Source organism: Octadecabacter antarcticus 307, assembly GCF_000155675.2.
Classification (GTDB): Bacteria; Pseudomonadota; Alphaproteobacteria; order Rhodobacterales; family Rhodobacteraceae; genus Octadecabacter; species Octadecabacter antarcticus.
In genome coordinates this window covers 461,163-484,013 of sequence record NC_020911.1, presented here as the reverse complement: position 1 = coordinate 484,013, position 22,851 = coordinate 461,163, and the positions used below count along the sequence as shown (strand labels likewise).

The window sequence follows — 22,851 nt, the reverse complement described above, 5'->3', positions numbered from 1 at the left end:
GATCCTCGATTGACATCTCTTGTTCGAGGTATGTATTGCCGCCAAAAGGGGCAACACTGCGGCACGGGCATGACAATTGCGGGGTTATGGCGGGACTGTTGCAGGGCAGGAAACAGAGAAACACAATGTTTCTAATCCTTGGTTACCTTGTGTTACGCACGATCACCGACGCAATCAATTCCCCAATCAGCGCCGCACCGCGCGGCGACGGATGCACCAGATCAGGCCAGCGCATTGCCCCGCCTGATAACCAGCCCACTATCGACAAAAGTCACGTCATGGTTTGACGCCGCCAAACGCGCTTGACGCGCCGCCAATTCATCCAAAACCGCAATGCAGGGCGCAAATGGGCCACAAAGATCCCTCACTGGATAATAACCGAGGACAATCACTTGCGCGCCTTGCGCCACGACTTTGTTTACCACGGCCGGCATTGCACCCTGACTGCCATTCGATGAAATCAATTCATCCAACACACGCCGTGCATTTGGCGTTTGGAAACCCAAGGCCAGATCATTGCCGCCACCATATGCGATGACCCAATCCCAATTACTGGCGATATATTGCGTCAGAATGCCCTATGACCCCAAAAACCGCGCACCGCTGATCGACTCAACGCGCACCGTCAAGCCAGTCGAGCGTTCAACGACATTGGGAATAGAGCGGCCAAATCTGCGATGCCATGCAGGATCAAACCCCAACCACAATGATGTCCGCGTCGTTGTTCGATGCGAGGGCCGCAAATGAACAGGCCGCGACGCCCAGCGCCAGTATCCCAAACATGATCCAATGTCTGAGTGCGATTATGTCTGGTTCCCTTTGGGTGTTTGGTTACAGCGACGCCACCAACCGCGTACCTTGGTCAATCGCGCGCTTTGCATCCAGTTCAACCGCAACATCCGCGCCGCCAATGACATGGCACTTTGTGCCCGCCGTTTCTAACGCATCGGCAAGACGACGCCGTGGTAACTGCCCGGCGCACATCACAATTGTATCAACCGCGATTAACCTCGGGTTTTCGCGTGCGTCACCAAAGCTCACATGCAGCCCGTCCGCGTCGATACGTTCGTAGTTCACACCACCAATCATTTCGACGCCTTTCATCCTCAGCGTTGTGCGGTGAATCCAGCCCGTCGTCTTGCCAAGCCCCTTGCCCAGCTTCGTCGCTTTGCGCTGCAACAACGTCACCTGACGCACAGCGGCATCGGGCTGTGGCCCCTCTGGGCGCACACCGCCACGGGTGTTTGACGGATCGCCAACGCCCCACTCCGCAAGCCATTCATCAAGGTTCTCAGTCGGGCTGTCATCAGTGACAAGGAATTCCGCCACATCAAAGCCAATGCCGCCCGCCCCAATGATCGCCACGCGTTTGCCCACCTTTGCCTTGCCGCGCAGCACGTCGATATAGGACAACACGTTGTCGCCATCCTGCCCAGCAATCTGCGGATCACGCGGCGCGACACCAGTGGCAATAATCACCTCATCAAAGCCCCCCAGATCATCCACCGTGGCCTCTTGACCGAGCCTCACCGTAATCCCCGCCTCAGCCACAGCCGCGCGGTAATAATCGACCAGGCCCCAGAATTCTTCTTTGCCCGGAACCTGCTTGGCCATGTTCAACTGGCCGCCTATCTCGCCGGCGCGATCGAACAACGTGACTGCCATGCCCCGATGCGCCGCCGCCAATGCCGATGCAAGACCTGCGGGGCCAGTGCCAACGATGCCGATGGATTTGGAAGATGGCGACAAGATAATCTCAGTCTCATGGCACGCCTTGGGGTTCACCAGACACGATGCGATCTTCATGGAAAACGTATGATCTAGACAGGCCTGATTGCACGCAATACAGGGCGCAATCAACGCAGCCTCGCCTGCCTTCGCCTTCGCGACAAAATGCGGATCAGCCAAAAATGGCCGCGCCATGCTGACCATGTCTGCGCAGCCGTCAGACAATACATCCTCGCCGACTTGTGGCGTGTTGATACGGTTGGACGTGATAATCGGAATAGACACCTCACCCATCAACTTCTTTGTAACCCACGTAAAAGCGCGGCGTGGCACGGACGTCGCGATGGTCGGAATGCGCGCTTCGTGCCAACCAATGCCGGTGTTCAGGATCGTGGCGCCCGCCGCCTCAATCGCCTTGGCAAGTGTTACAACCTCGTCCCATGTTGACCCATCAGGGATCAAGTCGATCATGCTTAAGCGATAGATCACAATGAATTCGGCGCCCACTGCGGCGCGGACACGGCGCACGACCTCAACGGGAAGACGCATACGGTTTGCGTAATCCCCCCCCCAACGATCCGTGCGCTTGTTGGTATGCGTGACAAGAAACTGGTTCAGAAAATACCCCTCAGACCCCATCACCTCAACGCCGTCATATCCTGCGTCCTTGGCACGCGTCGCAGCTGTCACCATGTCACTGATCTGTTTCTCAATCCCGTCTTCGTCCAACTCACGCGGTGGGAAAGGCGAGATCGGAGATTTCACTGCACTCGGCCCCACACACTCCTTGGAATACGCGTAGCGGCCCGCGTGCAAAATCTGCATCACGATTTTTCCATCTGCGTCGTGCACGCGGTCTGTCACAACCTTATGGTTGGCGATATCTTGATCCGAAAACAGCCCCGCAGCCCCCGGAAAAACACCGCCTTCGGCATTTGGTGCCATGCCGCCAGTGACCATCAACGCCACTCCGCCCCGCGCCCGTTCAGCGTAAAACTCAGCAACGCGATTCCAATCGCGGGTTTCTTCAAGGCCGGTGTGCATCGACCCCATCAACACGCGGTTTTTGAGCGTGGTAAATCCCAGATCAAGTGGCGCCAAAAGATGCGGATACATGGTCATGACTGTTTCTCCTGAAAATCCTGCCAACCGTGGCGGACCTTGCCCCCAACGTCACCCCAAACGCCGCGTCACCTCGTCTTTGTCTCATAAATATCCCGGGGAGCCCGTAGGGCGGGGCAGCGCCCCAGAACTGGGGGCTGGCCCCCACTTGGTCTGATTGGCACAGCCAATTCGATCTTAGACCAATTCAGCCACCACCCAGCGTCTCAACGCAATGACGCCGAAACGCTTTCTTCAGCATGTCCAGCTCTGCGCGTAGTAACGACAACTCGGCTCGGATATCTTCTGCCAAAGCATCCCCCGCGACGATTGAAAAACTGCCGAGCAGCACGTCCTCATTGCGGTCCGTAATAACAAACGTCTGTACCCCGTCGGCAATTCTGTCGGCGGGGATCGGTACGCTCACGTGCCAGCATTCCTCGACGCGGTCTTCTTGCACATCGACCCCGTCGATAGGAGAATCCAGATGCGTAACTTCGATATTTGGCTGCCAGGTGCCCTTGCGCCCAAGGTGCTTTAGCGATCCATGCCAGACGCCTTCAACAAGGCGCAGTTTCGTCAGCAATATCTTATCAGACATCCAAACCCCTAAAGCTCCGCGCGAGGATTGCGCGAGAATGTCACATCGCGTATCGTCACTTGGTTCATCTGAGGACCCTCAAAGATCAAATCGATCCACATGGACTCAACGCGCTTTTCGTTCAGCTTGGTATAGGCCAGATCAAACTCCACCATCACCTTGCCATCATCAAGCGGCAGTTCGCGAACAATCTGTTCTGTGTTCGGCCCATGCCGCACATTTATCCGAGCGAAAATCTCCAACGGCGTTTCAGTCTCCACGATCGCTTCCATCCGCAAAAGATGTCGCCGCGTCAAACCTTCGCAAGATAATTGCGGCAGCGCCAGCACAAGGCTGAGGAATGACCCATCGAATTGGAACACGTCCATTCGCAAGCCAAATGGGGCCAAATCCTCTTGACGGGTGTTGCGCAGCTGGCGCAGCGTCAGTTCCGAAATCTGGCAGTCGTGAAAAATCGTGACCTCATCACCCAGCATCGTCTTGCTTTCAACGCCACTGATCCCCTTGAATGGCAACGCGCCACGCCACAGTTGCGGGCGCCACGACCAATCCGTTCCCGCTGGCTTGGGAAAATTCGACAATCCGATGCGCGGCCATGCAAGGCGGCTGTCGGCCGTATAGGTCAACTCATCCAGTTTCTGGCGTAAAATGCGCGCCTCAGTCCGCTGACTGCGCAGGACGGATAAATCTGTGGTTCCAGCCGCATTCGCCGCACGGGACCAAAATGCCCGCGTGCCCCGCGACAGCAGCTTTTCAAACAGTCCTGTGCGTCGTTGTCCCATGGGGTCCGATAGAATCCTTTTGTCAGAATCATATATGCCAAATTGTTTCGCAAGAGGAAAAAATTAGCGAATTAATTCTCGCTAAATCAACCATTATCGTCTCTTGTTGCCTGTGGCGCGACAGTCGGCGCGTTGGCTTCGGCCAATTCTGCCATCGCCACGACCAGCAAACGCTCACCTTCGGCGCGGCTTAACACCGCGCGCTCAAAGCTTAGCACGGATATCGTTGCAAGCCGGCCGTTGATGTCCAAGAACCCGCGCCACTGCGGGCCGGCCGTGCCTGCAAAAGCAGGGCCCGACGTGTCGTGGAACCGCACCAACACGCCCGCGCGGTCTGTGATCGTAACCGCCTGCGATACATTCGCCGCATTTCCGTTGCCCGCCAAAAGACCAAGACCGATGTCCGTCGTCAAAAACATCGCGAAGGCCTCTTCGTTGTCGGTGACGCTTGCCGTGCTTTCAGCGCCAAATTGAACGGTAATCAACCCGTCAAGGTTCGGCATGACCGCAGCACCGTCTGACAACAACGCGCATCCGGCCAGCACCGCAAAGCCGCGCCGCGCATCGCTGGCCGTTTGGTCAACACAATAACCGTCTGGCCCGCGCACCCGCACATTACCCCCAAGTAGTGATAGTGTGCGTATGCCTTGGCTGGTGGCGCTGGGTGCGGAGACGATGCTGGCCAACCGGCCCATAACCCCGTCTGCCCCACCTTCGCAGCCACCCAATCCAATGAGGCAAACCACCAGATTACACCCGCGCACCCACATTATTGTTACAGATCCATATAGATGTGGCGTTCATGTTTCGCGCCAGGGTGCGTGACTGCGCCATTCAGCGCGCCACCAACCAGTTGCGCGTACTTCCACAGCGCGCCCGACGCATAAATCGTCTCTTTCGGGCCAACCCAATCCGCCTTGCGTTGCGCCAGTTCTGCATCTGTCAGATCGACCGATAGTTCCCCGCTCACCGCGTTCATCGTGATCATGTCACCGTCTTTCAGCATACCAATCGGGCCACCATGTGCGGCCTCAGGCCCGACGTGGCCAACGCAAAAGCCCCGCGTTGCGCCACTAAAACGACCATCAGTGATCAGCGCGACCTTCTTGCCCATGCCCTGACCGGACAGCGCCGCCGTTGTCGCCAGCATTTCACGCATTCCCGGGCCACCGGACGGCCCTTCGTTGCGGATAACCAGCACTTCACCTTCTTTATAGCAGCGCGCCTTCACAGCCGAAAAAGCGTCCTCTTCTGATTCGAACACCCGCGCAGGACCGGTAAAGACCTGTTCGTCGTCAGACATGCCAGCGACCTTCACGATGGCACCATCAGGGGCAAGATTACCCTTCAATCCAACAACACCGCCAGTTTTGGTGATCGGGTTCTCAACGGGGTAAATAACTTTGCCATCAGCCTCACCCTTAATCATGTCCAATTCTTCGCCGATGACTTTGCCACTGGCCGTCATGCAATCGTCATGCCACAGGCCCGCTTTGCGCAATTCTTTCATCACGACAGGCACACCGCCGACCTCAAACATGTCTTTTGCCACGTACTGACCACCCGGCTTAAGATCGACAAAATACGGCGTGTCTCTGAAAATGTCACAAACGTCGAACAGGTTGAAATCGATGCCCGCTTCATGTGCAATTGCAGGCAGGTGTAGGCCAGCATTGGTCGACCCACCTGTACAGGCGACGACACGTGCCGCATTTTCCAGCGACTTGCGCGTCACCACATCGCGGGCGCGGATGTTCTTTGCGATCAGGTTCATAACCGCTTGGCCCGACGCCTCACCGTATTGCGCCCGGTCTTCATAGGGCGCGGGCATGCCGGATGAATTCAAAAGCGCGAGGCCGATCGCCTCAGAAACGCAAGCCATCGTGTTGGCCGTAAACTGACCACCGCAGGCACCCGCAGACGGGCATGCAACCCGTTCCATCACAGCCAATTCAGCGTCTGTCATTTGACCCGCTTGGTATTTGCCAACAGCCTCAAACATATCCTGAACGGTAATGTCTTTGCCTTCGTGGCGACCCGGCAGGATCGACCCACCATACATGAAAACACTCGGCGTGTTCAGACGCACCATGGCCATCATCATCCCCGGCAGGGATTTGTCGCAGCCCGCCAGACCGACAATCGCATCATAGCAATGGCCGCGCATCGTCAATTCAACCGTGTCCGCAATCGCATCGCGCGATGCCAACGACGACCGCATGCCCTCGTGGCCCATCGCAAGGCCATCGGTGACGGTGATGGTGGTAAATTCGCGCGGCGTACCGCTTGCTTCTTTGACACCACGTTTGACCGATCGGGCCTGCCAGTTCAGTGAAATGTTACAAGGCGCTGCTTCGTTCCAGCAGGTGGCCACGCCGACAAATGGTTGATTAATCTGCTCTTCGGTCAGGTCCATCGCGTAGAAATACGACCGATGCGGCGCGCGCGACGGGCCTTCTGTGACATGGCGGCTGGGCAGGTTCGTCTTGTCGGTTGCTTTGCGGGTCATCACGGTACCTTTTGGGAAATCTAACTTGCAAACCGTCTAAATCGCAGTGGCTTTGCCTACAAGTCGCATTATACTTGGCTTAGACTCCAGCACGCGGCAGTCTGAAAGAATGAAATTATCTTTCACCTCCCTTACTGGGGAATATGCCATCACCCGCATGCCTGCACTTGCATTGCTGCCCGACTGGGCAGACGGCGTTGGCCTTGTGAACATCACCCGCGCCAACGACGAACTGTCTATCGTCTGCCTTGCCAACCGCGCGCCAGATATTGCCGATACAGGCTGGACAGCGCTGCGGGTCGACACATTAGCCACACTAGACGAACCCGGTGTTGTTATGGCCGCCCTCACGCCGATATCGACAGCGGGCCTCGGCGTCTTTGTGATCTCCACCCATTTGCGCGACTATCTGTTGGTGCGCACGGCTGAAATGAACCGCGTAAAGACCGCCCTGACCGATGCGGGACATACGATTGCGTGACGCCTACACCCCCATGGCAGTGCGTGCGGAACCTTTCAGAAAGTTGGCAAGCTGGGTATCTATAGTTCTTGTCATTGCGGTGCTGTGGTACGGCTTCCAATTCATATTTGTTGCACTCTTTTCCACTTGGACAAAAAACCCCAACATAGTCTCTAACCCAGCGCTAATCGACGATTTCATCGATGGGACAACCCCCACCGCTGTCCGCTGGAATCTGGCTGCGTTCGCAATATACACCGCGTTACTTTTGTTTATGGTTCGCCGATTGCATCGCGTCGGCCTGCGCGACCTTATTGGTGCGATCCGCCCCGCTTGGCGGCAATTCTGGCGTGTTAGTCCCTATCTATCGCCACTTTATGCCATTCTCGTACTGCCATCTGCCTTCACGCCAGACGCTGTGCAGCAATTCCCTTTCACCACTTGGCTCTCCCTTCTTCCCGCGATCCTGCCGCTGTTGTTCGTTCAAATCAGCGCCGAAGAACTGGTGTTTCGTGGCTACCTGCAAAGCCACCTTGCCGCTCTTTGCAAATACCCAATCATCTGGATTGGCGTTCCGTCTTTCCTGTTTGGTTTAATCCACTACGACCCAGCTAGCCCCGCCTATTCCGCATGGGCTTACGTTGCTTGGGCGACGTGTCTTGGCCTTGTCAGCGCCGATCTTACTGCGCGTTCTGGCACCCTTGGTCCAGCCTTTGCTGTGCATTTCGTCAACAACATTAGTGCGCTGGTCATCCTTGCAGCCGACGACTGGCTTTATGGTGCGGCACTGTTCGTCTGGCCCACCTACGGTCTGGCTTGGGAGCCGTTTATTCCTTACGAGGCGCTGATGCTATGCACTGTTTGGCTTACCGCACGCCTTGCCCTACGCCGCTGATTGCATTTCGCGTCCTGTGCGCTTATTTCAAACCCAACATAATTTGAGGGTCCCATGAACTGGATTTCCAACTACGTCCGCCCGCGCATCAATTCCATCTTCTCGCGCCGTGAAGTGCCCGAGAACCTGTGGTCGAAATGTGACGAATGCGGCACCATGCTGTTTCACCGCGAATTGTCGGACAACCTGAATGTCTGCACATCATGCGATCACCACATGGCGATCACCCCGCGTGACCGCTTTGGGGCGTTGTTTGACGGCGGGATTTTCACCGAAGTCGATGTACCCACGCCGACCGCCGATCCACTGCATTTCCGCGATCAGAAGAAATATCCGGACCGCATGAAAGCCGCCCAGCGCAAAACTGGCGAACAAGAAGCGATGCTTGTGGCGATGGGCGAAATCGGCCGCACGCCAATCGTCGCCGCAGCGCAAGATTTTAGCTTCATGGGCGGGTCCATGGGCATGTATGTTGGCAACGCGATCATCGCAGCTGCGCAGCGTGCCGTGGAAACCAAACGTCCGCTGATCCTGTTTTCCGCCGCAGGTGGCGCACGCATGCAAGAAGGCATTCTGAGCCTGATGCAGATGCCGCGCACGACCGTGGCTGTGGAAATGCTCAAAGAAGCGAACTTGCCCTATATTGTCGTGTTGACCCACCCGACGACGGGCGGCGTAACGGCCAGCTATGCGATGCTGGGCGATGTGCATATTGCCGAACCTGCCGCGTTGATTTGTTTTGCTGGCCCGCGCGTCATCGAACAAACGATCCGTGAAAAACTACCCGAGGGCTTCCAGCGGTCGGAATATCTGCTTGATCACGGGATGCTGGACCGTGTGACGCCGCGTGGCAAAATGCGCGAAGAATTGATCACGATTACCCGCATGCTTTTGGGTCTCGATCCGGCTGTGGCTGGTGAACTACCCCCACCGGATAGCACCGAAAACATAACCGACCAGACTGCGGTCGCGGACACCAAAACCGAATGATCCTGCTGCCCGTGCTCATCGGGGCAGCGTTGGCCAGCGCGACGGTATTCGCCCTGTCGCGTGCTGGCATGCTGCGGTCCGGTATCGTTGCGCTGGTATTGATTGCTGTCGCTGGTTTCTGGCCATTGTTCGCGGTTGCCAGCCAAGATGATGGACAGGTCGTGCTGCATCTTGCAATTTTTGCGGCCTTCGCTGCTGCTGCCGTGTTTTCGAACCGGATCGGCATCGCAGGCCTCGGTCTTGCATTTATCGCGCACGCCATCCTTGACGCGGCCCTGTTCGCAACCCCGCATCCCGGTCCACTATGGTGGCCTGCGTTTTGCGCGGGCTATAACGTCACATTTGGCGTCATGCTTTTCGTCTCACTCCGCACAGGACGCGCCACATGACCCAATCCTCAGACGTGATCCTTGCGCGCATGATGGCGCTGCATCCTAAAATCATCGACCTGACACTGGATCGGATGTGGCGGTTGCTCAACGCGCTTGGCAATCCCGAACGCCGCCTGCCACCCGTGATCCACATTGCCGGCACCAACGGCAAAGGATCGACACTGGCGATGATACGTGCGGGGCTTGAAGCGCAGGGAAAACGCGTTCACGCCTACACATCGCCACACCTTGCGCAGTTCCACGAACGTATCCGGCTGGCGGGTGATCTGATATCGGAAGACGCGCTGACCGAAGCGCTTGATCGCTGTTACGCCGCCAACACTGGCGAAAATATCACCTATTTCGAAATCACGACGTGCGCGGCGCTGCTGGCTTTTGCTGAAACCCCCGCTGATTTTACCCTGCTCGAAGTCGGGCTCGGCGGGCGGCTTGATGCGACCAACGTCATGGACCCCGCGCTGTGCATCATCACACCTGTCGACCTCGACCACCAACAATACCTCGGTGACACACTGCCCCTGATCGCTGGCGAAAAAGCCGGCATCATCAAACGCGGTGTGCCGTGCATTGTCGGCCCGCAGCACGACGACGCGATGGATGTGATTGAACGCGCAGCAGCCCGCCTTGGTGCGCCGATCATCGCCTACGGTCAGCATTTTCACGTCAGTCGCGAACGTGATCACCTGATCTATCAGGACGAAACCGGCCTTCTTGACTTGCCCCTGCCCGCACTTCCCGGCCCGCACCAAATCCAGAACGCAGGCGCTGTTTTGGCCGCCCTTCGTCACTTCGGCGCAGATGAAACCGCCTGCGAAGCGGCCCTGACAAACGCCACATGGCCTGCCCGCATGCAGCGTCTGAAAACTGGCCCGCTGGCGGATCGCTGTGCGCCCGCCGAACTCTGGCTCGATGGCGGTCACAATCCCGCCGCAGGCAAAGCCATCGCCACAACGCTGGACACGTTACCCAATCGCCCAACGCATCTGATTTGCGGCATGCTAAACACCAAAGACGTGCGCGGTTTCATGGAACCGCTGGCAGCACATGCACAAACCCTTACGGCTGTTGCCATCCCCGGTGAAACCAACACCTTGCCCGCCCAAACCACCGCGGACGCGGCGACCGCGGTGGGCATAACAGCCACCACCGCGCCCGATCTTTACGCTGCCCTTGACAGGATCATCGCCAAAACCCCGAACGCGCGTATTCTGATCTGCGGATCGCTTTATTTTGCGGGCCACGTCATGCGGGAAAATGGATGATCCGCGCCATCGCCGTCCTCGTCACACTCGCCCTGCCCGCCCAGTCTGCGGACTTTGAATTCTGCTGGGAAGGCAACAACGGCTACCGCATGGAAGGCACGATGTCAGTGCCCGACCCGCTGATGAACCGTTCATTGCTGACGCACGACGACATTGCCGAATTCTTCATCATTGGCTTCAAAGACGACATTCCGCTGGGCACTTGGGATTTGCGTCAGTTGAACCCGACGACAAGCTGGAACCTGAGCTTTGATCCGCGCGGCATGGTATTTCCGACGGGTGGCATGCACGACAGCGACAAAGGCCAAGCGTGGAACGCTGGCGGGCAAGCGGACGATTGCGGCGCCCCCGGTTTTGGCTTTAATTCCGGCACCAACGCGCAAGATTTATGCGTCAACAACGTCTGGCACACCGACAGCATGATCAACCGCTACACGCGCTTTCCGGTCTTTCACGCTGGCACCGCGAACCTTGATTGTGGCGGTGTGGCGCTGCTGGGTGGCTTGCCATCGTCCGACCACTCCGGCGCTCGCTTTTGCGCCCTCTCTGCAAGCGAATAGTCTCTCCCCCCCGAAAAACTGAAACGCCGCACACTTTTCCTTTGACGAGTAATTCGCGATACTTCGATATGTTGCTCCCAATTCTAACTGAGCGTCGGCCTGCCCATTAGGCCACAATATTTAGCGCTCAATCGTTGGGGGACGAGGGATGAGACGCACCGCTTTGGCATGCACATTGATGGCTTTTTCAACCGTTTGCGCGGCAGAAACGCTTCCAGTGACAGCAAACGCTGTGTTCACCGTTAATGGACACGAGTTCACAATATCCCGCGCTAACACCCTCGAACAGTCGACTATTTCCGCGCTCATACAATCGTCAGCCACCTGTATCAGCCCGTGTTTGTCACCCAATTTGAACAACCTGACCAACATGTACCGACACGATTAACACGGCAAACCGATGGCGTTCCTTGGGGTGCGCTCATGTCATTGGACCAACATAAGAGCGCGCCCCACGACTTTGGCCGACCAAACACGTAACGAGTACCTTTAGATAAAGATGATCGCATGTCTGGCTGTTTTTGCCTTTGCCCTCGCAGCCGGTCTTCCCGCGCTGGCGCGAGACGAGCGGATCACGACATTCAAAAGTGACAGCGTCTATACCCTTAACGGGCAGACCCTCGCTGTGACGCGCGACCAGAACACGCGCACCACCTTGCAGGGTGACTTCGCCCTTACATCGCGCGCCTGCCCGCTTCACTGCATCCAGCCGATGGCCGCGGCGGACGGCGTGGCAACGCTGGGCGAACTTGAACTTCTGACATTCCTCGAAGGCCGCGTGACGGGTGGCACGGGGCTGTTGCTTGATACGCGCGCGCCCGCTAAATTTGCCACTGGATCAATTCCGGGCGGGGTTAAAGTTCCGGTTACGGCACTGGACGCCAAAAATCTCTTTCGCGACGATATCTTGCGCGGTTGGGGCGGTTGCAAAGGTTGCACAGGTTGACGGCAACCTCGATTTCAGCAACGCCATGACACTGACGCTGCACAACGGTGGTGTTTGGTCGAACGATGCGCCAGACGCGATGGGGCACCTGATAGCAGCAGGGTAGCCGTCGATCCGGACAGGGTTGGTACAGGCCCCCCGCCGCGTTGACGTGGCCAACCCAAGCACCGATGACACCCTCCTGTCAGATATGACCGACAACGTCCTGGCCGAGCTTGGTTTTCAGGCCTTGGGCCTGTCACCACCAACAGCCAGGCCCAGCAGCAATCCACGTCCGATATCCTTGCAGGAATCGAAGCTGTAACCGGTCAGAAATCCATCCTTGAAGAACGCAACACGCTTGAAGAAATCGTTGTCGCCGCCCTGCGCGCAGGCGAAAGCGAAAGCGAAAGCGAAAGCGAAAGCGAAAGCGAAAGCGAAAGCGAAAGCAAAAGCGATGAAAACATCGACCTGATCGTCAACACTGCCGCCGCGTCTGGCGACGTCGCTGTGCCTGAAATTCTGGTCACATCGGATGGCCGCGTGGATACGTTTGTGCTGCTCAACAACATCGTCACGCAGGCCCAGATTGCGGCCGACGGCCCCACACCGTCAATTCCTGACGTCACCCCAAACAACAAGGCGGGCATGGAAGTCCGTGTCATTCAGCGCGCGACCGATGAAATCAAAGCGCGGCTTTGTACGGTGCAACACGGCGACAGCCTCGGCGCGATTTCGATCAAATTTTATGGTGTGATTGGCCAATACACGACGATCTTTGACTCCAACAGGGGCTTGCTTTCCAGCCCTGATCGCATCCGCGTCGGCCAGCGCCTCGTCATTCCGCAACTGGACGCTTAATCCACGGCTAGACTTTGGCCCAGTCCGCGCCCTGCATTTCGCGCAGTCGGCTGGCGGTGCGTTCAAATTCGAACACGCCCTCACCCTCAAGATACAACATTTCAGGCTCCGCCGCTGCGGACGCAATCAACTGCACACGCCCCTCATAAAGCGTGTCGATCAACGTCACAAACCGCTTTGCCTCATTGAAATTCGACCGCCCCAGTCGTGGGATATCCTCAAGCACCAAAACTCGCGCCGCATCCGCCAACGCCAGATAATCCGCCGCCCCCAGAAACACCCCGCACAAATCACGAAACTTTGCCCGCGCAACACCATTGGCAAACGCCGGAATCACAACATCGCGCCCGTTCACCCACAACGTCAGCGGCGCGGCCTCGCCTTTGGTCAGCTTCTGCCAAACAGCCTCGATCCCCACCCATGCATTTGCGTCATTGGGTGTGAAATAGCTGGGCGATCCTGCAAGAACCGATTGACGATAATCTACCTCACTCGCCAGTTCATGCACCTCCATCCGATCCTTGAGCAGAGCAATAAATGGCAAAAAGTGCTGGCGGTTCAGCCCATTCTCGTAAAGATCATCGGGCACACGGTTCGATGTGGTCACAACCACCACACCGGCGGCAAAAAGCGCCTCAAACAATCGCCCCACGATCATCGCATCCGTAATGTCACTGATTTGCATCTCGTCGAATGCCAGAAACCGGACACGCCCCGCCAGATCCGCCGCCACTGGCGCAATTGCATCCTCGACGCCATTTTTGCGCGCATCGGCGATGGCACCGTGGACCCACTGCATAAACGCATGAAAATGACTGCGCTGCTTGGGCATCTCGATCGTGTCATACAACAGATCCATCAACATGGATTTCCCACGCCCGACACCGCCCCACATGTACAACCCCTTCGGGCCAACGACTGGGGTCGCCTTACGAAACCATCCGTCCTTGGGGGCATCTGGCACATCTAGAACTGCCACCCGCACACGTTCCAGCGACGCCAATGCCGCCCGCTGCACCGGATCATCCTGCAACGCTCCCGAATCCACGCGGGCTTGATATGTGTCTTGAACCGTTCCCATCCGGCCTTGTTACGCAGACCAACCGTGCCCCGCAATCCACGTCGCGGCTTCTTTGGTTCAAAAATACCAATTCAACTCATCCCCAATGTCGCGCCTTTGGACGCCCGGCGGCAGCGTTCAAACTGGAATTCAAATAATCCATCAGCCAAGTCGTGAAGCGGGCTCGTCACGCATATCTATGGGCTGCGTTAAATGGACACGCTTTCTGGCATCGTGCATCTGCCAATCCGCAAAGACTGCGCAACGCCATTCGTCAGCGCGGTCTAAATCAAAAAGTGTGCATACAGGTTGTGCACAGCCTGTGTACGCGATGTGCCACCTGTGTGCCAATGGTGGACTAGGGGGTAGGAACGGGGTTTGGTTGTGCAATTTCGGCGGCGATTATGCGTCCTCACGCAGCACGTCGCGCAGCACTTTGACGATCTGTGTGGCGTGGGTAAATCCAACGCTGTGGTCCGCATCGGGGATCACCTCTTGGCGCACGCTGCGGTTCCATTGCGTCAATGTCCCAAGTGATTTCAGTGGGATCACTTCGTCCCTTTCGGCCCAGATCCCGATTACTGAAATATCCGCACGCCCGATGGTTCGATGTTGGTCTTCCTGAAAGTCTGCCAGCATATTTCGCCGACTTGAAAGGACGGACCGAAGAAATCCCTGACTCTGGTACTCTGCCAGCTGAAGTTCAATAATTTTTTCAACATCAAATACTTGACCCAGCTGTCTGCGAAGCGCCTGCCGGTCCCTGCGCGCCCCGATAACAGCATGCAACCAGTCACCAAGAACCGGGGTTTCACGGCTCAGTTCTGTCACCTTATCCTCGCGCAGCCACATCCCGCCCGACGCTAGTAAAATGAGGCGTCTGATGCAGTTTGGGTGGGCCGCCGCAAAATGCGTCGCGATCGAACCGCCCATAGAATATCCCATCAGTGTGACGTCCTTTGTCAGCCCCTGATGATCCAAAAGGTCGGCCAATTGCGTCGTAAAGAATTCAGCATCCTGCGCCCCGCGCGGCGCATCCGAAAAGCCACGTCCATACAGGTCATAAACCAGCACGCGGTGGCCCAATTTTGCCAGCCCCCCCGCGATCGCATACCAGACCGGACTGGGTGTCGTGAGTCCGTGAATACAGACAACAACTGGCCCTCGCACACCACCAAGCCATTGATAATGCGTGACACCTTGGCTGAGCTTGGCAAACCGACCGGGTGCTTTTTCACGAAAAAAATCCACCGAATGTCGTCGGCTTTCAGCCAGCCAAGGCAGCATCGCCAATCCACCTATAACCAGCAGCGGAAACACCCAACCCAGCATATCTAGCACCCTTTCCAGACATCCAGAATATAGCGACTCGTCATCAAATCAAGATGCGCGCCGCCACCATTTTTGAACAACGTAATTTCGTCGCTTGATCCACGTTTAAACTTATCCAGCTCATAGTATTCGGCAACAATGTGGTCGGGCGAAATCACACCAGCCGCAAGCGGGATTTTCAGCTCTCCGATGTGGTTCATCGTTGTGGCGTAACTGTCGACAAAAACCCGCGCGCACAGCAGGGCTTCATCGTCGACTTCGCGCATGTCAGGGCGGTATGCCCCAATTAAATCAATATGTTGCCCCGGCTGGAACCACGCACCGTGCAACACAGGCTGGGTGGTCATGGTGGCGGACGTCACAATATCTGCAGCCCTTACTGCCGCCTCCAAATCGGTCGCGACGGTCACACCGTCGCAGTCTTTTGCGAACTGTTCTGCACCATCGGGGGACCGGTTCCAGACAGAAAATTCCGCGTATGGAAACGCCGCCGAATACGCTTGCCAAAGCGAACGTCCGACAGTGCCTGCGCCCACGATTAGAATATGCTTACTGTCGGGGCGCGCCAATCGCCGCGCTGCCAATAGGCTGTCAGCCGCAGTTTTCCATTTGGTAACAAGATGGAAATCCAATATCGCCTCAAGTTTGCCGTCGTCGTCAGAAAACAAATTTACCGCGCCGTTGACCATCGGGTTGCCAGCGACCTTGTTGGCTGGAAAAATTGTCGCGCATTTGATTGCAAGGCCCATGCCGTCGATCCACGCAGACCGGTTCAGCAACGTGTCGCCACCGCGGTACATAAACACGTCTTCGACATTTGCCTTAGGCCGTGAATGCCCGTCCGCCAACGCGTCGGTCAAGGCGAGCCAATCAAGTCCGATTTGACCGTCCTCAAATGGGATCATATGCGTCATACAGCAGCCTCCGTTGTTAATAGACCTTCGCGAACAAGGCGCGCGGCCCAGCCATCGGGGCCATCAAAAAGATGGGTTCGCCAACCACGTTCCTGCGCAGCGGCGATGTTTTCTGGACGATCATCTGTGAACAGCAGTGCATCCTGCTGGATGCCGCACTCATCCTCAACCCGCTGATATATATAAATTTTTGGCTTACTCATCCCTAATTCTGCCGAAATAAACCGACGGTCAAACTCGTCTAGGAACGGGTAATTGCACACTGCAATTTCAAACGTCTCATTCCCAAAATTCGACAATGCAAAGACCGGACGCCGTGCGCGGCGTAGGGCGCGCAACAGACGCACGGCATGATCAATTACGGGTGATGGCATTTCGATCCAACGGTCCCGCCATAGGGCAAGTTCATCAGTCCAATCCGAATGTGCGGCGATCATTTCCGCCACGGAATCTTGAAAATTCTCACCTGCGTCAACGCGCTCGTTCATATTCAGTATCGGGGCCCCTGCGAAAAATGCGACCCGCCGATCTACACCGATCACACGGTCGAAAAATCGCACTGGCTGCCACTCAATCAGCACGTTTCCAATGTCGAACAGAACGGCGCGGACGGTCATCTTGGGAATTCTCCACTCATTTGGTTACTTTGGCCGTGCGCAACTCTCGTTCCAGCGCATCCAGAAAACGGGACCTGTCGGATTTTGAAAAGGCCTTGCCGCCGCCCTGTCGAAATGGATCCGCAGCGCGGATGTCTGTCATCAGATCACGCGTCGCGAGGACATTGCCAATATTAGCTTGCGTCAAGGCCTCGCCGTTGTGTTTCAGCACGCGCGCGCCCGCTGCAACGCATTTGGCAGCTAAGGGAATGTCGCCGGTGATGACCACATCGCCCGTGACCGCGCGATCTGCGATCCACATGTCGGCGACATCTGGGCCATCAGGAACGATCACCGTTTCAACCAGCGGGTTCTGTGATGGTCGCAGTCCACCGTTGGACACAACGAAAATCCGCACGCCGTGACGCGTACCGACTTTCTCGACCTCGGCCTTTACGGGGCAGGCATCCGCGTCGATGTAAATCACGGGCGCACCTTTGGTGCGACGCTGTTCATGCCCAAAGCGCTTCTGCATGGAAGTTCACGTGATCTTCCATGAATGTTGAGATGAAGAAATAGCTGTGATCATAGCCTTTTTGCAGGCGTAACAGACCGGGCTGCCGCTTGGCGGTCATCGCAGTGGCGAAGGCCTCAGTGCCGAGCAAATCCCAGAATTGATCATCCGTTCCCGTGTCGATAAGCATGGGCCCGTCAAACCCGCCACCCTGCATCAGTAATGTCGCGTCATGCGGCCCCCAGTTTGCCTCATCGCCCAAATAGGCCGTAAATTGTTTGCGTCCCCAATCGCTTTGGGTCGGGTTACAGATTGGCGCAAAGGCGGACACAGACCGGAACCGCCCGGGCAGTGCCATCGCCATCGTCAGCGCGCCGTGTCCGCCCATGGAATGGCCAGTGATAGATTGGCGGGTCAAGTCGACAGCAAAGTTTTCACCGATCAGGGCAGGCAGTTCCTCCGTTGTGTAGGTCCACATTTTGAAATGTTCGGACCACGTCGCCTCGGTCGCGTCGACGTAGAATCCAGCGCCTTGGCCAAGGTCAAAAGCGTCGTCATTCGGAACACCGTCACCGCGCGGGGACGTGTCGGGAAAAACCACTGCAATTCCTTGTTCGGCAGCCCACGCCTGCGCGCCTGCTTTGGTCATGGCGTTGTCATGGGTGCAGGTCAGACCCGACAGAAACCACAGTACCGGCACGGGTCCGTCGGCGGCTTCAGCGGGTAGAAAAACCGCAAAGGTCATGTCGGTTCCAGTGGCAGTTGATCGGTGTTTATAGACACCCTGCACGCCGCCAAAGCATTGGTTTTCTGATAAGATTTCCATTAAGCATCACCTTCATATGTGGTCAGGATTTCTGTTAATCCCTTCTTCTTTTTCGCAATGGCCGGCACTGTGGCAGTGTCGGCGGGGTGCCCCACAGCAAGGATCATGATAGGCTTTTCACTCTCTGGGCGGGCGCAAAGTTCATTGAGAAATTTCATCGGGTTGGGCGTATGTGTGAGGCATGAAAGTCCGGCAGTGTGCAACGCCGTAATCAGCATCCCCGTTGCAATTCCAACACTTTCCGGGACGTAGTAATGTTTCACCCGCACGCCGTCCCTTTCACCCCAGCGTTGGGCGAAAACCACGATCAGCCACGGCGCGATATCAAGGTGTGGTTTGGACGCGTCAGTGCCAATCGGTTCCAGCGCTTTCAGCCATGCATCGCCACCAGCACCGCTGTAGAATTTTTCTTCCTCGTCCTCAGCAGCTTTTCGAATTGCGGATTTCATCGCGGGATCGCTGATTGCCACAAAATACCAAGGCTGCTGGTTTGCACCACTTGGGGCGGTTGCCGCGGCTAGAACGCAGGCTTCAATAATGGGTTTTGGGACAGGTTTGTCGATGTATTCACGAATCGAGTGACGGGTTTTGACATGAGCGTAGAACTGTTCTGCCTCAGCCAGCATTTTGGCATCGTCATAATCGCTGCGGTCGGGCAGTGGCAGGGCCTGATAGGTTGGGAGTGCATTGGTCATGGCGGGCTTTCTATCAGGTGACGGCGGCAATTACGGCGGACACCGTGATAACGCTGAATGCGGTGGAAATCAGAATTGACGCCGACACCCGCGATGGGGCGACCCCGTAGTGTTGCGCAAGGATGTAGACATTTCCCGCCACGGGCAAGGCAGCAGCTGCGATCATGACGCCCGCCGCGTATGCGTCTACCGGAAACATCACAAGTGCAGCAAAAGCGACAGCGGCAGGGTGCAAGACCAGTTTGGCAAACGACAGCCAGCCCGCAACAATAATACGCTCAGCAGACTTTGTCGCGAGGGACGCGCCGATCGCGAACAGCGCACCGGGTGTGGCGGCGGCGCCAAGGAGGGACAGGAATTCATTCGCAGGCTTCGGGACCGGCAGGCCAATAGATGACACGATAAGGCCGAGCGAGATGGAAACGATCATCGGGTTTTTCAGCAATCCGACACCAACGGTCCGCAAAACGCCTAGCGACATCCGCCCGTCGCGCGATCCCGTAATAAGGATCACGATAAGCGAGCCAAATACAATAAGATCCACGGCGAGGACCAACATAACAGGCCCAATGGCCTTTTCGCCCAAAAGCAGCACCAACATCGGTATACCAAGAAACCCGACGTTGCCGATGACGGCGCATTGGGCTTCAATCGCGGCTTCTTCGATGCCACGTTTGCGCAGCAGTGCCACGCCTGTCGCGATGAGGTAGATGAACATCGTTCCCCAAAGGTAGGCAAGCACGAACGGCCAGTCGAAGATTTCATTGAGGGACAGGTTCGCCGAGAACTTGAACAGCATTGCCGACAGCGCAAAATAGAAGACGAATTTCGTGAGGTACGCCGTGGCTTCGGGCGTGAAAAAGCCAGACCGCCCCGCGCCGTAGCCCAGGCCAATCAGTGCAAAAAACGGCAAAGTCTGGAGAAATATTTCTATCATGCCACAGCGTTAACATCACATCGCACGAGGCAAAAGCACTACCCACTGCCGATGATCACACCGGCCGCCAGAACCAGCGCACCCCCAAGGACAACCTGAAAAGCCGCGCGAAAGAATGGCGTTTGCATGTAACGGTTTTGGATCCACGCAATGGCCCATAGTTCGACGAACACCACGATGATGGCGATAACTGTCGCCGTCCAGAAGTCGGTGATAAGATACGGCATCGCGTGTCCCAGACCACCAAGCGTCGTCATCACTCCGGACGCAACGCCGCGTTTCCACGGCGCGCCGCGCCCTGAAATTTGACCATCGTCACTGGCGGCTTCGGTAAAGCCCATGGAAATGCCCGCGCCGATGCTGGCGGCAAGGCCGACAAGAAATGTCGTCCACGTGTTTTGCGTTGCAAATGCGACCGCAAAGATCGGCGCGAGCGTTGAGACGGACCCGTCCATCAACCCGGCCAACCCCGGTTGTACCCACGTCAAAATGAATTGGCGGTGTGCTGCGTCTTTTTCTTCCATGTCGGCATCGGTGCTGACTTTTTCATCCACCAGTTCACCCGCCCGCTGCGAATGGCCCGCCTCGGCCATGGCGAGGTCGCCTAACAGTTTGCGGGTTGCCGCATCGGTCGTATTTTTAGCAGCCATTTCGTAGAAACGTTGCGCGTCGCGTTCCATTTGGCGGGCCTCGTCGCGAATGCGATCAAGGCCGAGGTTTTCGATAAGCCAAACGGGGCGACGCGCGTAAAATCCAGCGACATGTTCACGCCGGATCAGAGGAATAGTGTCGCCAAAGCGGGACTGGTGCAAGTCGATGAGGCGGCGGCGATGTTCGTCTTCCTCAACGGCCATTCCATCAAATATCGCAGCTGAGGCCGGGAAGTCGTCGCGCAGACGATGCGCGTAGCTGCGGTATATCTGCGCGTCGTCTTCTTCTGACGAAATAGCGAGCGCGAGAACCTCTTGCTCGGCGAGGTCAGAGAACCGCTTTCTGCTTGATACTCCAGGGATCATGGTGAACCTCATTATTAGAACAGTTCTAATGTACTTCACTTTTGTGCAGGTTCAACCCCATTAAGTGAACCGATCGGTTCATTTAATGCTTGCAAGCTAAACTAAACGGTTTAGATGGTTGAAAATCAAGTTCACTTTGAAAGGAACGCATCATGAAACGCATCGCACTTATCACCGCAACGACCCTTATGCTTGCTACATCCGCAACCGCTGGCGGCATCACTTTTTCGCTTCCAAACTTGTCGTTCCCGCCCACTGCGGACGTTACCGTCAACAAAGACTGCTTATCACCAGACGCGGCAACAGGCCTGTGCATCGTACAGGAATAAACCAAGCCTTTCCTTGCCCGATCTAAACGGTTCAGTTTATAGGATTGGGCAGGGAGACCATTCATGGCTGACGGACCACCAAAGGTGAAGCGCGGGCGCAAGTTCGACCAAGTTCTGGACGGAGCGCGCGAAATTTTCATGTCTGATGGTTTCGAGGGGGCGAGCGTTGACGATATTGCCCGCGCAGCTGGCGTGTCTAAGGCGACGCTGTACAGCTACTTTCCAGACAAACGTTTGCTGTTCATGGAAGTCGCTAAGTCCGAATGTATCCGCCAAGCGGAAGCAGCCGTCGAAACCATTGATATGTCCCTGCCAGCTGGCACTGTTTTGACACAAGCCGCGTGGCAAATGGTCAATTTTTTCACATCAAATTTCGGCCTGCAGGTTTTCCGGCTGTGTGTCGCCGAAAGTGATCGGTTTCCCGAATTGGGGCGCGAGTTTTATGAAAGCGGCCCAGCGCTGGTACGGGACCGACTGATTGCGTTCATGAAGGTTGGCATTTCACGCAATGAGCTAAAGATCGACGATCTGCCATTGGCCGCTGATCAATTTAGTGAACTTTGCAAGACTGACCTATTTCCGCGCCTGATATTCAGCATGGACGCGTCATTTGATGACACGCAAAAAAAGCGGATCGTGGTCGGCGCGGTTGAAACGTTCCTCGCGCGGTACGCAACCTGAACAGCGCGTTCGGCTGGGCATTGCGCTGATTGGCAGGAGACTGGATAAGCGCGTATGAAAAACCTGTTAACAATCGCCATAATTTTTGCACTCGCAGCATGCGACACTGCTGTCGATCCAGATACGCAAACGTCAATAGGCACAGGACTTCCAGCCGTGACTGAAGATACCTGTAACGCCAGCCAGTACGCCGCTCTGATCGGCGAAGACGCGACCACGCTGGAACGTGTTTTGTTGCTCGGGCAGGTCCGTGTGATCCGGCAAAATCAGGCGGACACGATGGATTTTCGCCCAGAACGGATCAACTTTAATGTCGGTTCTGACAACCGGATCAGGTCGACTTCCTGTTCTTGAGAGTCAAAATGTCACTCCGAAGACACGCACTGGCTGGGGGCTGATAAGACACGCCTTCGGAGGACTTTCGATAGCATCTTAGTGCCGTCCGAATGTGGCGCGAATAGGACTGGTGCGGGGTGATTTGGGGGCGCCAACGCTTTTTATGAAGCGGGCGGGGTTGATTTGATACCGCGTTAGGGCAAATCTAGCGCGATGAACGCACCGACACCATTTCCCAATGCCGCGCCCACCCAAATTGCATTTCATCGAACGGAGCTTAACGCGATCCTGTCTGTGTACGGGCGATTTGTGGCGGCGGGTGAATGGCGCGACTATGGGATTTCGCACCTCAAAGAGGTCGCAATTTTTTCTGTGTTTCGACGCACTGCTGAACATCCGATGTATCGCATCGAAAAACGCCCAAGCCTTCGACTGAAACAAGGGCAATACGTTGTGATCGGGATGGAAGGGCGGATCCTTAAACGCGGCAACGATCTGCGCCAAGTTTTGCGGGTGTTAGAACGCAAATTGATGCGTCCCATAGATTGA

Annotated in this window: 28 protein-coding genes; 12 read left to right on the top strand and 16 right to left on the bottom strand. The window is 56.4% G+C overall.

Annotated elements, in window-relative coordinates:
* Positions 1-142: 142 nt before the first annotated feature.
* The 7 genes from OAN307_RS27640 to ilvD all read right to left on the bottom strand — a co-directional run bounded on the left by OAN307_RS27640 (position 143) and on the right by ilvD (position 6,721).
* Entirely contained in the window at positions 143-235 is a 93-nt protein-coding gene (locus OAN307_RS27640) for an SGNH/GDSL hydrolase family protein (RefSeq protein ID WP_144055486.1), read from the bottom strand.
* Positions 222-560, bottom strand: coding sequence for a hypothetical protein (locus tag OAN307_RS02565; protein ID WP_408634938.1), 339 nt, complete (start codon positions 558-560; stop codon positions 222-224). Before OAN307_RS02565 ends, OAN307_RS27640 begins: the two co-directional genes overlap by 14 nt.
* A gap of 271 nt (positions 561-831) precedes the next feature.
* Positions 832-2,850: an NADPH-dependent 2,4-dienoyl-CoA reductase gene (locus tag OAN307_RS02560; RefSeq protein WP_015498291.1), complete on the bottom strand. Its 2,019-nt coding sequence runs from the start codon at positions 2,848-2,850 to the stop codon at positions 832-834.
* A 187-nt stretch (positions 2,851-3,037) separates the two neighbouring features.
* Positions 3,038-3,430 (bottom strand): hypothetical protein, encoded by a 393-nt coding sequence (locus tag OAN307_RS02555; RefSeq protein WP_015498290.1) that lies wholly within the window; start codon positions 3,428-3,430, stop codon positions 3,038-3,040.
* Positions 3,431-3,438: 8 nt separating this feature from the next.
* Positions 3,439-4,212, bottom strand: a complete 774-nt coding sequence (locus tag OAN307_RS02550; protein ID WP_015498289.1) for a DUF6478 family protein — start codon at positions 4,210-4,212, stop codon at positions 3,439-3,441.
* An 86-nt stretch (positions 4,213-4,298) separates the two neighbouring features.
* Positions 4,299-4,982 (bottom strand): hypothetical protein, encoded by a 684-nt coding sequence (locus OAN307_RS02545; protein WP_015498288.1) that lies wholly within the window; start codon positions 4,980-4,982, stop codon positions 4,299-4,301.
* 5 nt (positions 4,983-4,987) lie between these two features.
* Positions 4,988-6,721: a dihydroxy-acid dehydratase gene (gene ilvD, locus OAN307_RS02540; RefSeq protein ID WP_015498287.1), complete on the bottom strand. Its 1,734-nt coding sequence runs from the start codon at positions 6,719-6,721 to the stop codon at positions 4,988-4,990.
* A gap of 109 nt (positions 6,722-6,830) precedes the next feature.
* Here ilvD and OAN307_RS02535 point away from each other — a divergent pair, with 109 nt between their 5' ends.
* The 8 genes from OAN307_RS02535 (at position 6,831) to OAN307_RS25030 (ending at position 13,066) form a co-directional block, all read left to right on the top strand.
* The gene (locus tag OAN307_RS02535) at positions 6,831-7,202 is read left to right on the top strand and encodes an ACT domain-containing protein (RefSeq protein ID WP_015498286.1); all 372 of its coding nucleotides are present in this window, start codon (positions 6,831-6,833) and stop codon (positions 7,200-7,202) included.
* Positions 7,203-7,455: 253 nt separating this feature from the next.
* A complete protein-coding gene (locus OAN307_RS02530; protein ID WP_245540955.1) occupies positions 7,456-8,076 on the top strand; it encodes a CPBP family intramembrane glutamic endopeptidase in 621 nt (206 codons plus the stop codon).
* Positions 8,077-8,130: 54 nt separating this feature from the next.
* Complete coding sequence (gene accD, locus OAN307_RS02525) at positions 8,131-9,066, top strand: acetyl-CoA carboxylase, carboxyltransferase subunit beta (protein ID WP_015498284.1); 936 nt, start codon at positions 8,131-8,133, stop codon at positions 9,064-9,066.
* Complete coding sequence (locus OAN307_RS02520; RefSeq protein ID WP_015498283.1) at positions 9,063-9,455, top strand: hypothetical protein; 393 nt, start codon at positions 9,063-9,065, stop codon at positions 9,453-9,455. The genes accD and OAN307_RS02520 overlap by 4 nt, the downstream gene beginning before the upstream one ends.
* A complete protein-coding gene (locus OAN307_RS02515) occupies positions 9,452-10,720 on the top strand; it encodes a bifunctional folylpolyglutamate synthase/dihydrofolate synthase (protein ID WP_015498282.1) in 1,269 nt (422 codons plus the stop codon). The genes OAN307_RS02520 and OAN307_RS02515 overlap by 4 nt, the downstream gene beginning before the upstream one ends.
* Complete coding sequence (locus tag OAN307_RS02510) at positions 10,717-11,280, top strand: hypothetical protein (protein WP_015498281.1); 564 nt, start codon at positions 10,717-10,719, stop codon at positions 11,278-11,280. The genes OAN307_RS02515 and OAN307_RS02510 overlap by 4 nt, the downstream gene beginning before the upstream one ends.
* A gap of 499 nt (positions 11,281-11,779) precedes the next feature.
* Positions 11,780-12,226: a rhodanese-like domain-containing protein gene (locus OAN307_RS02500; RefSeq protein WP_015498280.1), complete on the top strand. Its 447-nt coding sequence runs from the start codon at positions 11,780-11,782 to the stop codon at positions 12,224-12,226.
* Between the two features lie 489 nt (positions 12,227-12,715).
* Complete coding sequence (locus tag OAN307_RS25030) at positions 12,716-13,066, top strand: LysM peptidoglycan-binding domain-containing protein (RefSeq protein WP_051067942.1); 351 nt, start codon at positions 12,716-12,718, stop codon at positions 13,064-13,066.
* A 7-nt stretch (positions 13,067-13,073) separates the two neighbouring features.
* Here OAN307_RS25030 and zapE read toward each other — a convergent pair whose 3' ends face one another.
* The 9 genes from zapE to mbfA all read right to left on the bottom strand — a co-directional run bounded on the left by zapE (position 13,074) and on the right by mbfA (position 20,956).
* A complete protein-coding gene (gene zapE, locus OAN307_RS02490) occupies positions 13,074-14,147 on the bottom strand; it encodes a cell division protein ZapE (RefSeq protein WP_015498277.1) in 1,074 nt (357 codons plus the stop codon).
* Positions 14,148-14,528: 381 nt separating this feature from the next.
* Positions 14,529-15,458: an alpha/beta fold hydrolase gene (locus tag OAN307_RS02485; RefSeq protein ID WP_015498276.1), complete on the bottom strand. Its 930-nt coding sequence runs from the start codon at positions 15,456-15,458 to the stop codon at positions 14,529-14,531.
* A 2-nt stretch (positions 15,459-15,460) separates the two neighbouring features.
* Positions 15,461-16,372, bottom strand: a complete 912-nt coding sequence (locus OAN307_RS02480) for an ornithine cyclodeaminase family protein (RefSeq protein ID WP_015498275.1) — start codon at positions 16,370-16,372, stop codon at positions 15,461-15,463.
* Positions 16,369-16,989, bottom strand: a complete 621-nt coding sequence (locus tag OAN307_RS02475) for an HAD-IA family hydrolase (RefSeq protein WP_015498274.1) — start codon at positions 16,987-16,989, stop codon at positions 16,369-16,371. Before OAN307_RS02475 ends, OAN307_RS02480 begins: the two co-directional genes overlap by 4 nt.
* A 16-nt stretch (positions 16,990-17,005) precedes the next feature.
* Positions 17,006-17,503, bottom strand: coding sequence for a YaiI/YqxD family protein (locus OAN307_RS02470; RefSeq protein ID WP_015498273.1), 498 nt, complete (start codon positions 17,501-17,503; stop codon positions 17,006-17,008).
* Complete coding sequence (fghA, locus tag OAN307_RS02465) at positions 17,481-18,308, bottom strand: S-formylglutathione hydrolase (protein WP_015498272.1); 828 nt, start codon at positions 18,306-18,308, stop codon at positions 17,481-17,483. Before fghA ends, OAN307_RS02470 begins: the two co-directional genes overlap by 23 nt.
* Positions 18,308-19,003 carry a nitroreductase family protein gene (locus tag OAN307_RS02460; protein WP_015498271.1) on the bottom strand — a complete coding sequence of 232 codons (696 nt, stop codon included), beginning with the start codon at positions 19,001-19,003 and terminating at the stop codon, positions 18,308-18,310. The genes fghA and OAN307_RS02460 overlap by 1 nt, the downstream gene beginning before the upstream one ends.
* Positions 19,004-19,016: 13 nt before the next feature.
* A complete protein-coding gene (locus OAN307_RS02455) occupies positions 19,017-19,940 on the bottom strand; it encodes an AEC family transporter (protein ID WP_015498270.1) in 924 nt (307 codons plus the stop codon).
* A gap of 38 nt (positions 19,941-19,978) precedes the next feature.
* Positions 19,979-20,956, bottom strand: coding sequence for an iron exporter MbfA (mbfA, locus tag OAN307_RS02450; protein WP_015498269.1), 978 nt, complete (start codon positions 20,954-20,956; stop codon positions 19,979-19,981).
* A 152-nt stretch (positions 20,957-21,108) separates the two neighbouring features.
* On the opposite strand from mbfA, the gene OAN307_RS28745 reads away from it, so the two are divergent.
* The 4 genes from OAN307_RS28745 to OAN307_RS02435 all read left to right on the top strand — a co-directional run bounded on the left by OAN307_RS28745 (position 21,109) and on the right by OAN307_RS02435 (position 22,851).
* On the top strand, positions 21,109-21,285 hold the full coding sequence (locus OAN307_RS28745; protein ID WP_187292536.1) for a hypothetical protein: 177 nt from the start codon (positions 21,109-21,111) through the stop codon (positions 21,283-21,285).
* A gap of 63 nt (positions 21,286-21,348) precedes the next feature.
* The gene (locus OAN307_RS02445) at positions 21,349-21,966 is read left to right on the top strand and encodes a TetR/AcrR family transcriptional regulator (RefSeq protein WP_015498268.1); all 618 of its coding nucleotides are present in this window, start codon (positions 21,349-21,351) and stop codon (positions 21,964-21,966) included.
* Between the two features lie 54 nt (positions 21,967-22,020).
* The gene (locus OAN307_RS02440; protein ID WP_015498267.1) at positions 22,021-22,320 is read left to right on the top strand and encodes an I78 family peptidase inhibitor; all 300 of its coding nucleotides are present in this window, start codon (positions 22,021-22,023) and stop codon (positions 22,318-22,320) included.
* Positions 22,321-22,515: 195 nt separating this feature from the next.
* Positions 22,516-22,851, top strand: coding sequence for a DUF2794 domain-containing protein (locus OAN307_RS02435; protein ID WP_015498266.1), 336 nt, complete (start codon positions 22,516-22,518; stop codon positions 22,849-22,851).

Coding starts and splice junctions, on each gene's coding strand:
- OAN307_RS02445 (WP_015498268.1), top strand. CDS start 21,349: ATGGCTGACGGACCACCAAAGGTGAAGCGCGGGCGCAAGTTCGACCAA.
- OAN307_RS02440 (WP_015498267.1), top strand. CDS start 22,021: ATGAAAAACCTGTTAACAATCGCCATAATTTTTGCACTCGCAGCATGC.
- OAN307_RS02560 (WP_015498291.1), bottom strand. CDS start 2,850: ATGACCATGTATCCGCATCTTTTGGCGCCACTTGATCTGGGATTTACC.
- mbfA (WP_015498269.1), bottom strand. CDS start 20,956: ATGATCCCTGGAGTATCAAGCAGAAAGCGGTTCTCTGACCTCGCCGAG.
- OAN307_RS27640 (WP_144055486.1), bottom strand. CDS start 235: ATGCGCTGGCCTGATCTGGTGCATCCGTCGCCGCGCGGTGCGGCGCTG.
- OAN307_RS02530 (WP_245540955.1), top strand. CDS start 7,456: ATGGTTCGCCGATTGCATCGCGTCGGCCTGCGCGACCTTATTGGTGCG.
- OAN307_RS02510 (WP_015498281.1), top strand. CDS start 10,717: ATGATCCGCGCCATCGCCGTCCTCGTCACACTCGCCCTGCCCGCCCAG.
- OAN307_RS02460 (WP_015498271.1), bottom strand. CDS start 19,003: ATGACCAATGCACTCCCAACCTATCAGGCCCTGCCACTGCCCGACCGC.
- OAN307_RS02455 (WP_015498270.1), bottom strand. CDS start 19,940: ATGATAGAAATATTTCTCCAGACTTTGCCGTTTTTTGCACTGATTGGC.
- zapE (WP_015498277.1), bottom strand. CDS start 14,147: ATGGGAACGGTTCAAGACACATATCAAGCCCGCGTGGATTCGGGAGCG.
- OAN307_RS02500 (WP_015498280.1), top strand. CDS start 11,780: ATGATCGCATGTCTGGCTGTTTTTGCCTTTGCCCTCGCAGCCGGTCTT.
- OAN307_RS02545 (WP_015498288.1), bottom strand. CDS start 4,982: ATGTGGGTGCGCGGGTGTAATCTGGTGGTTTGCCTCATTGGATTGGGT.
- OAN307_RS02485 (WP_015498276.1), bottom strand. CDS start 15,458: ATGCTGGGTTGGGTGTTTCCGCTGCTGGTTATAGGTGGATTGGCGATG.
- OAN307_RS02550 (WP_015498289.1), bottom strand. CDS start 4,212: ATGGGACAACGACGCACAGGACTGTTTGAAAAGCTGCTGTCGCGGGGC.
- accD (WP_015498284.1), top strand. CDS start 8,131: ATGAACTGGATTTCCAACTACGTCCGCCCGCGCATCAATTCCATCTTC.
- OAN307_RS02535 (WP_015498286.1), top strand. CDS start 6,831: ATGAAATTATCTTTCACCTCCCTTACTGGGGAATATGCCATCACCCGC.
- OAN307_RS02515 (WP_015498282.1), top strand. CDS start 9,452: ATGACCCAATCCTCAGACGTGATCCTTGCGCGCATGATGGCGCTGCAT.
- OAN307_RS02470 (WP_015498273.1), bottom strand. CDS start 17,503: ATGCAGAAGCGCTTTGGGCATGAACAGCGTCGCACCAAAGGTGCGCCC.
- OAN307_RS28745 (WP_187292536.1), top strand. CDS start 21,109: ATGAAACGCATCGCACTTATCACCGCAACGACCCTTATGCTTGCTACA.
- OAN307_RS02435 (WP_015498266.1), top strand. CDS start 22,516: ATGAACGCACCGACACCATTTCCCAATGCCGCGCCCACCCAAATTGCA.
- ilvD (WP_015498287.1), bottom strand. CDS start 6,721: ATGACCCGCAAAGCAACCGACAAGACGAACCTGCCCAGCCGCCATGTC.
- fghA (WP_015498272.1), bottom strand. CDS start 18,308: ATGGAAATCTTATCAGAAAACCAATGCTTTGGCGGCGTGCAGGGTGTC.
- OAN307_RS02555 (WP_015498290.1), bottom strand. CDS start 3,430: ATGTCTGATAAGATATTGCTGACGAAACTGCGCCTTGTTGAAGGCGTC.
- OAN307_RS02480 (WP_015498275.1), bottom strand. CDS start 16,372: ATGACGCATATGATCCCATTTGAGGACGGTCAAATCGGACTTGATTGG.
- OAN307_RS02520 (WP_015498283.1), top strand. CDS start 9,063: ATGATCCTGCTGCCCGTGCTCATCGGGGCAGCGTTGGCCAGCGCGACG.
- OAN307_RS02475 (WP_015498274.1), bottom strand. CDS start 16,989: ATGACCGTCCGCGCCGTTCTGTTCGACATTGGAAACGTGCTGATTGAG.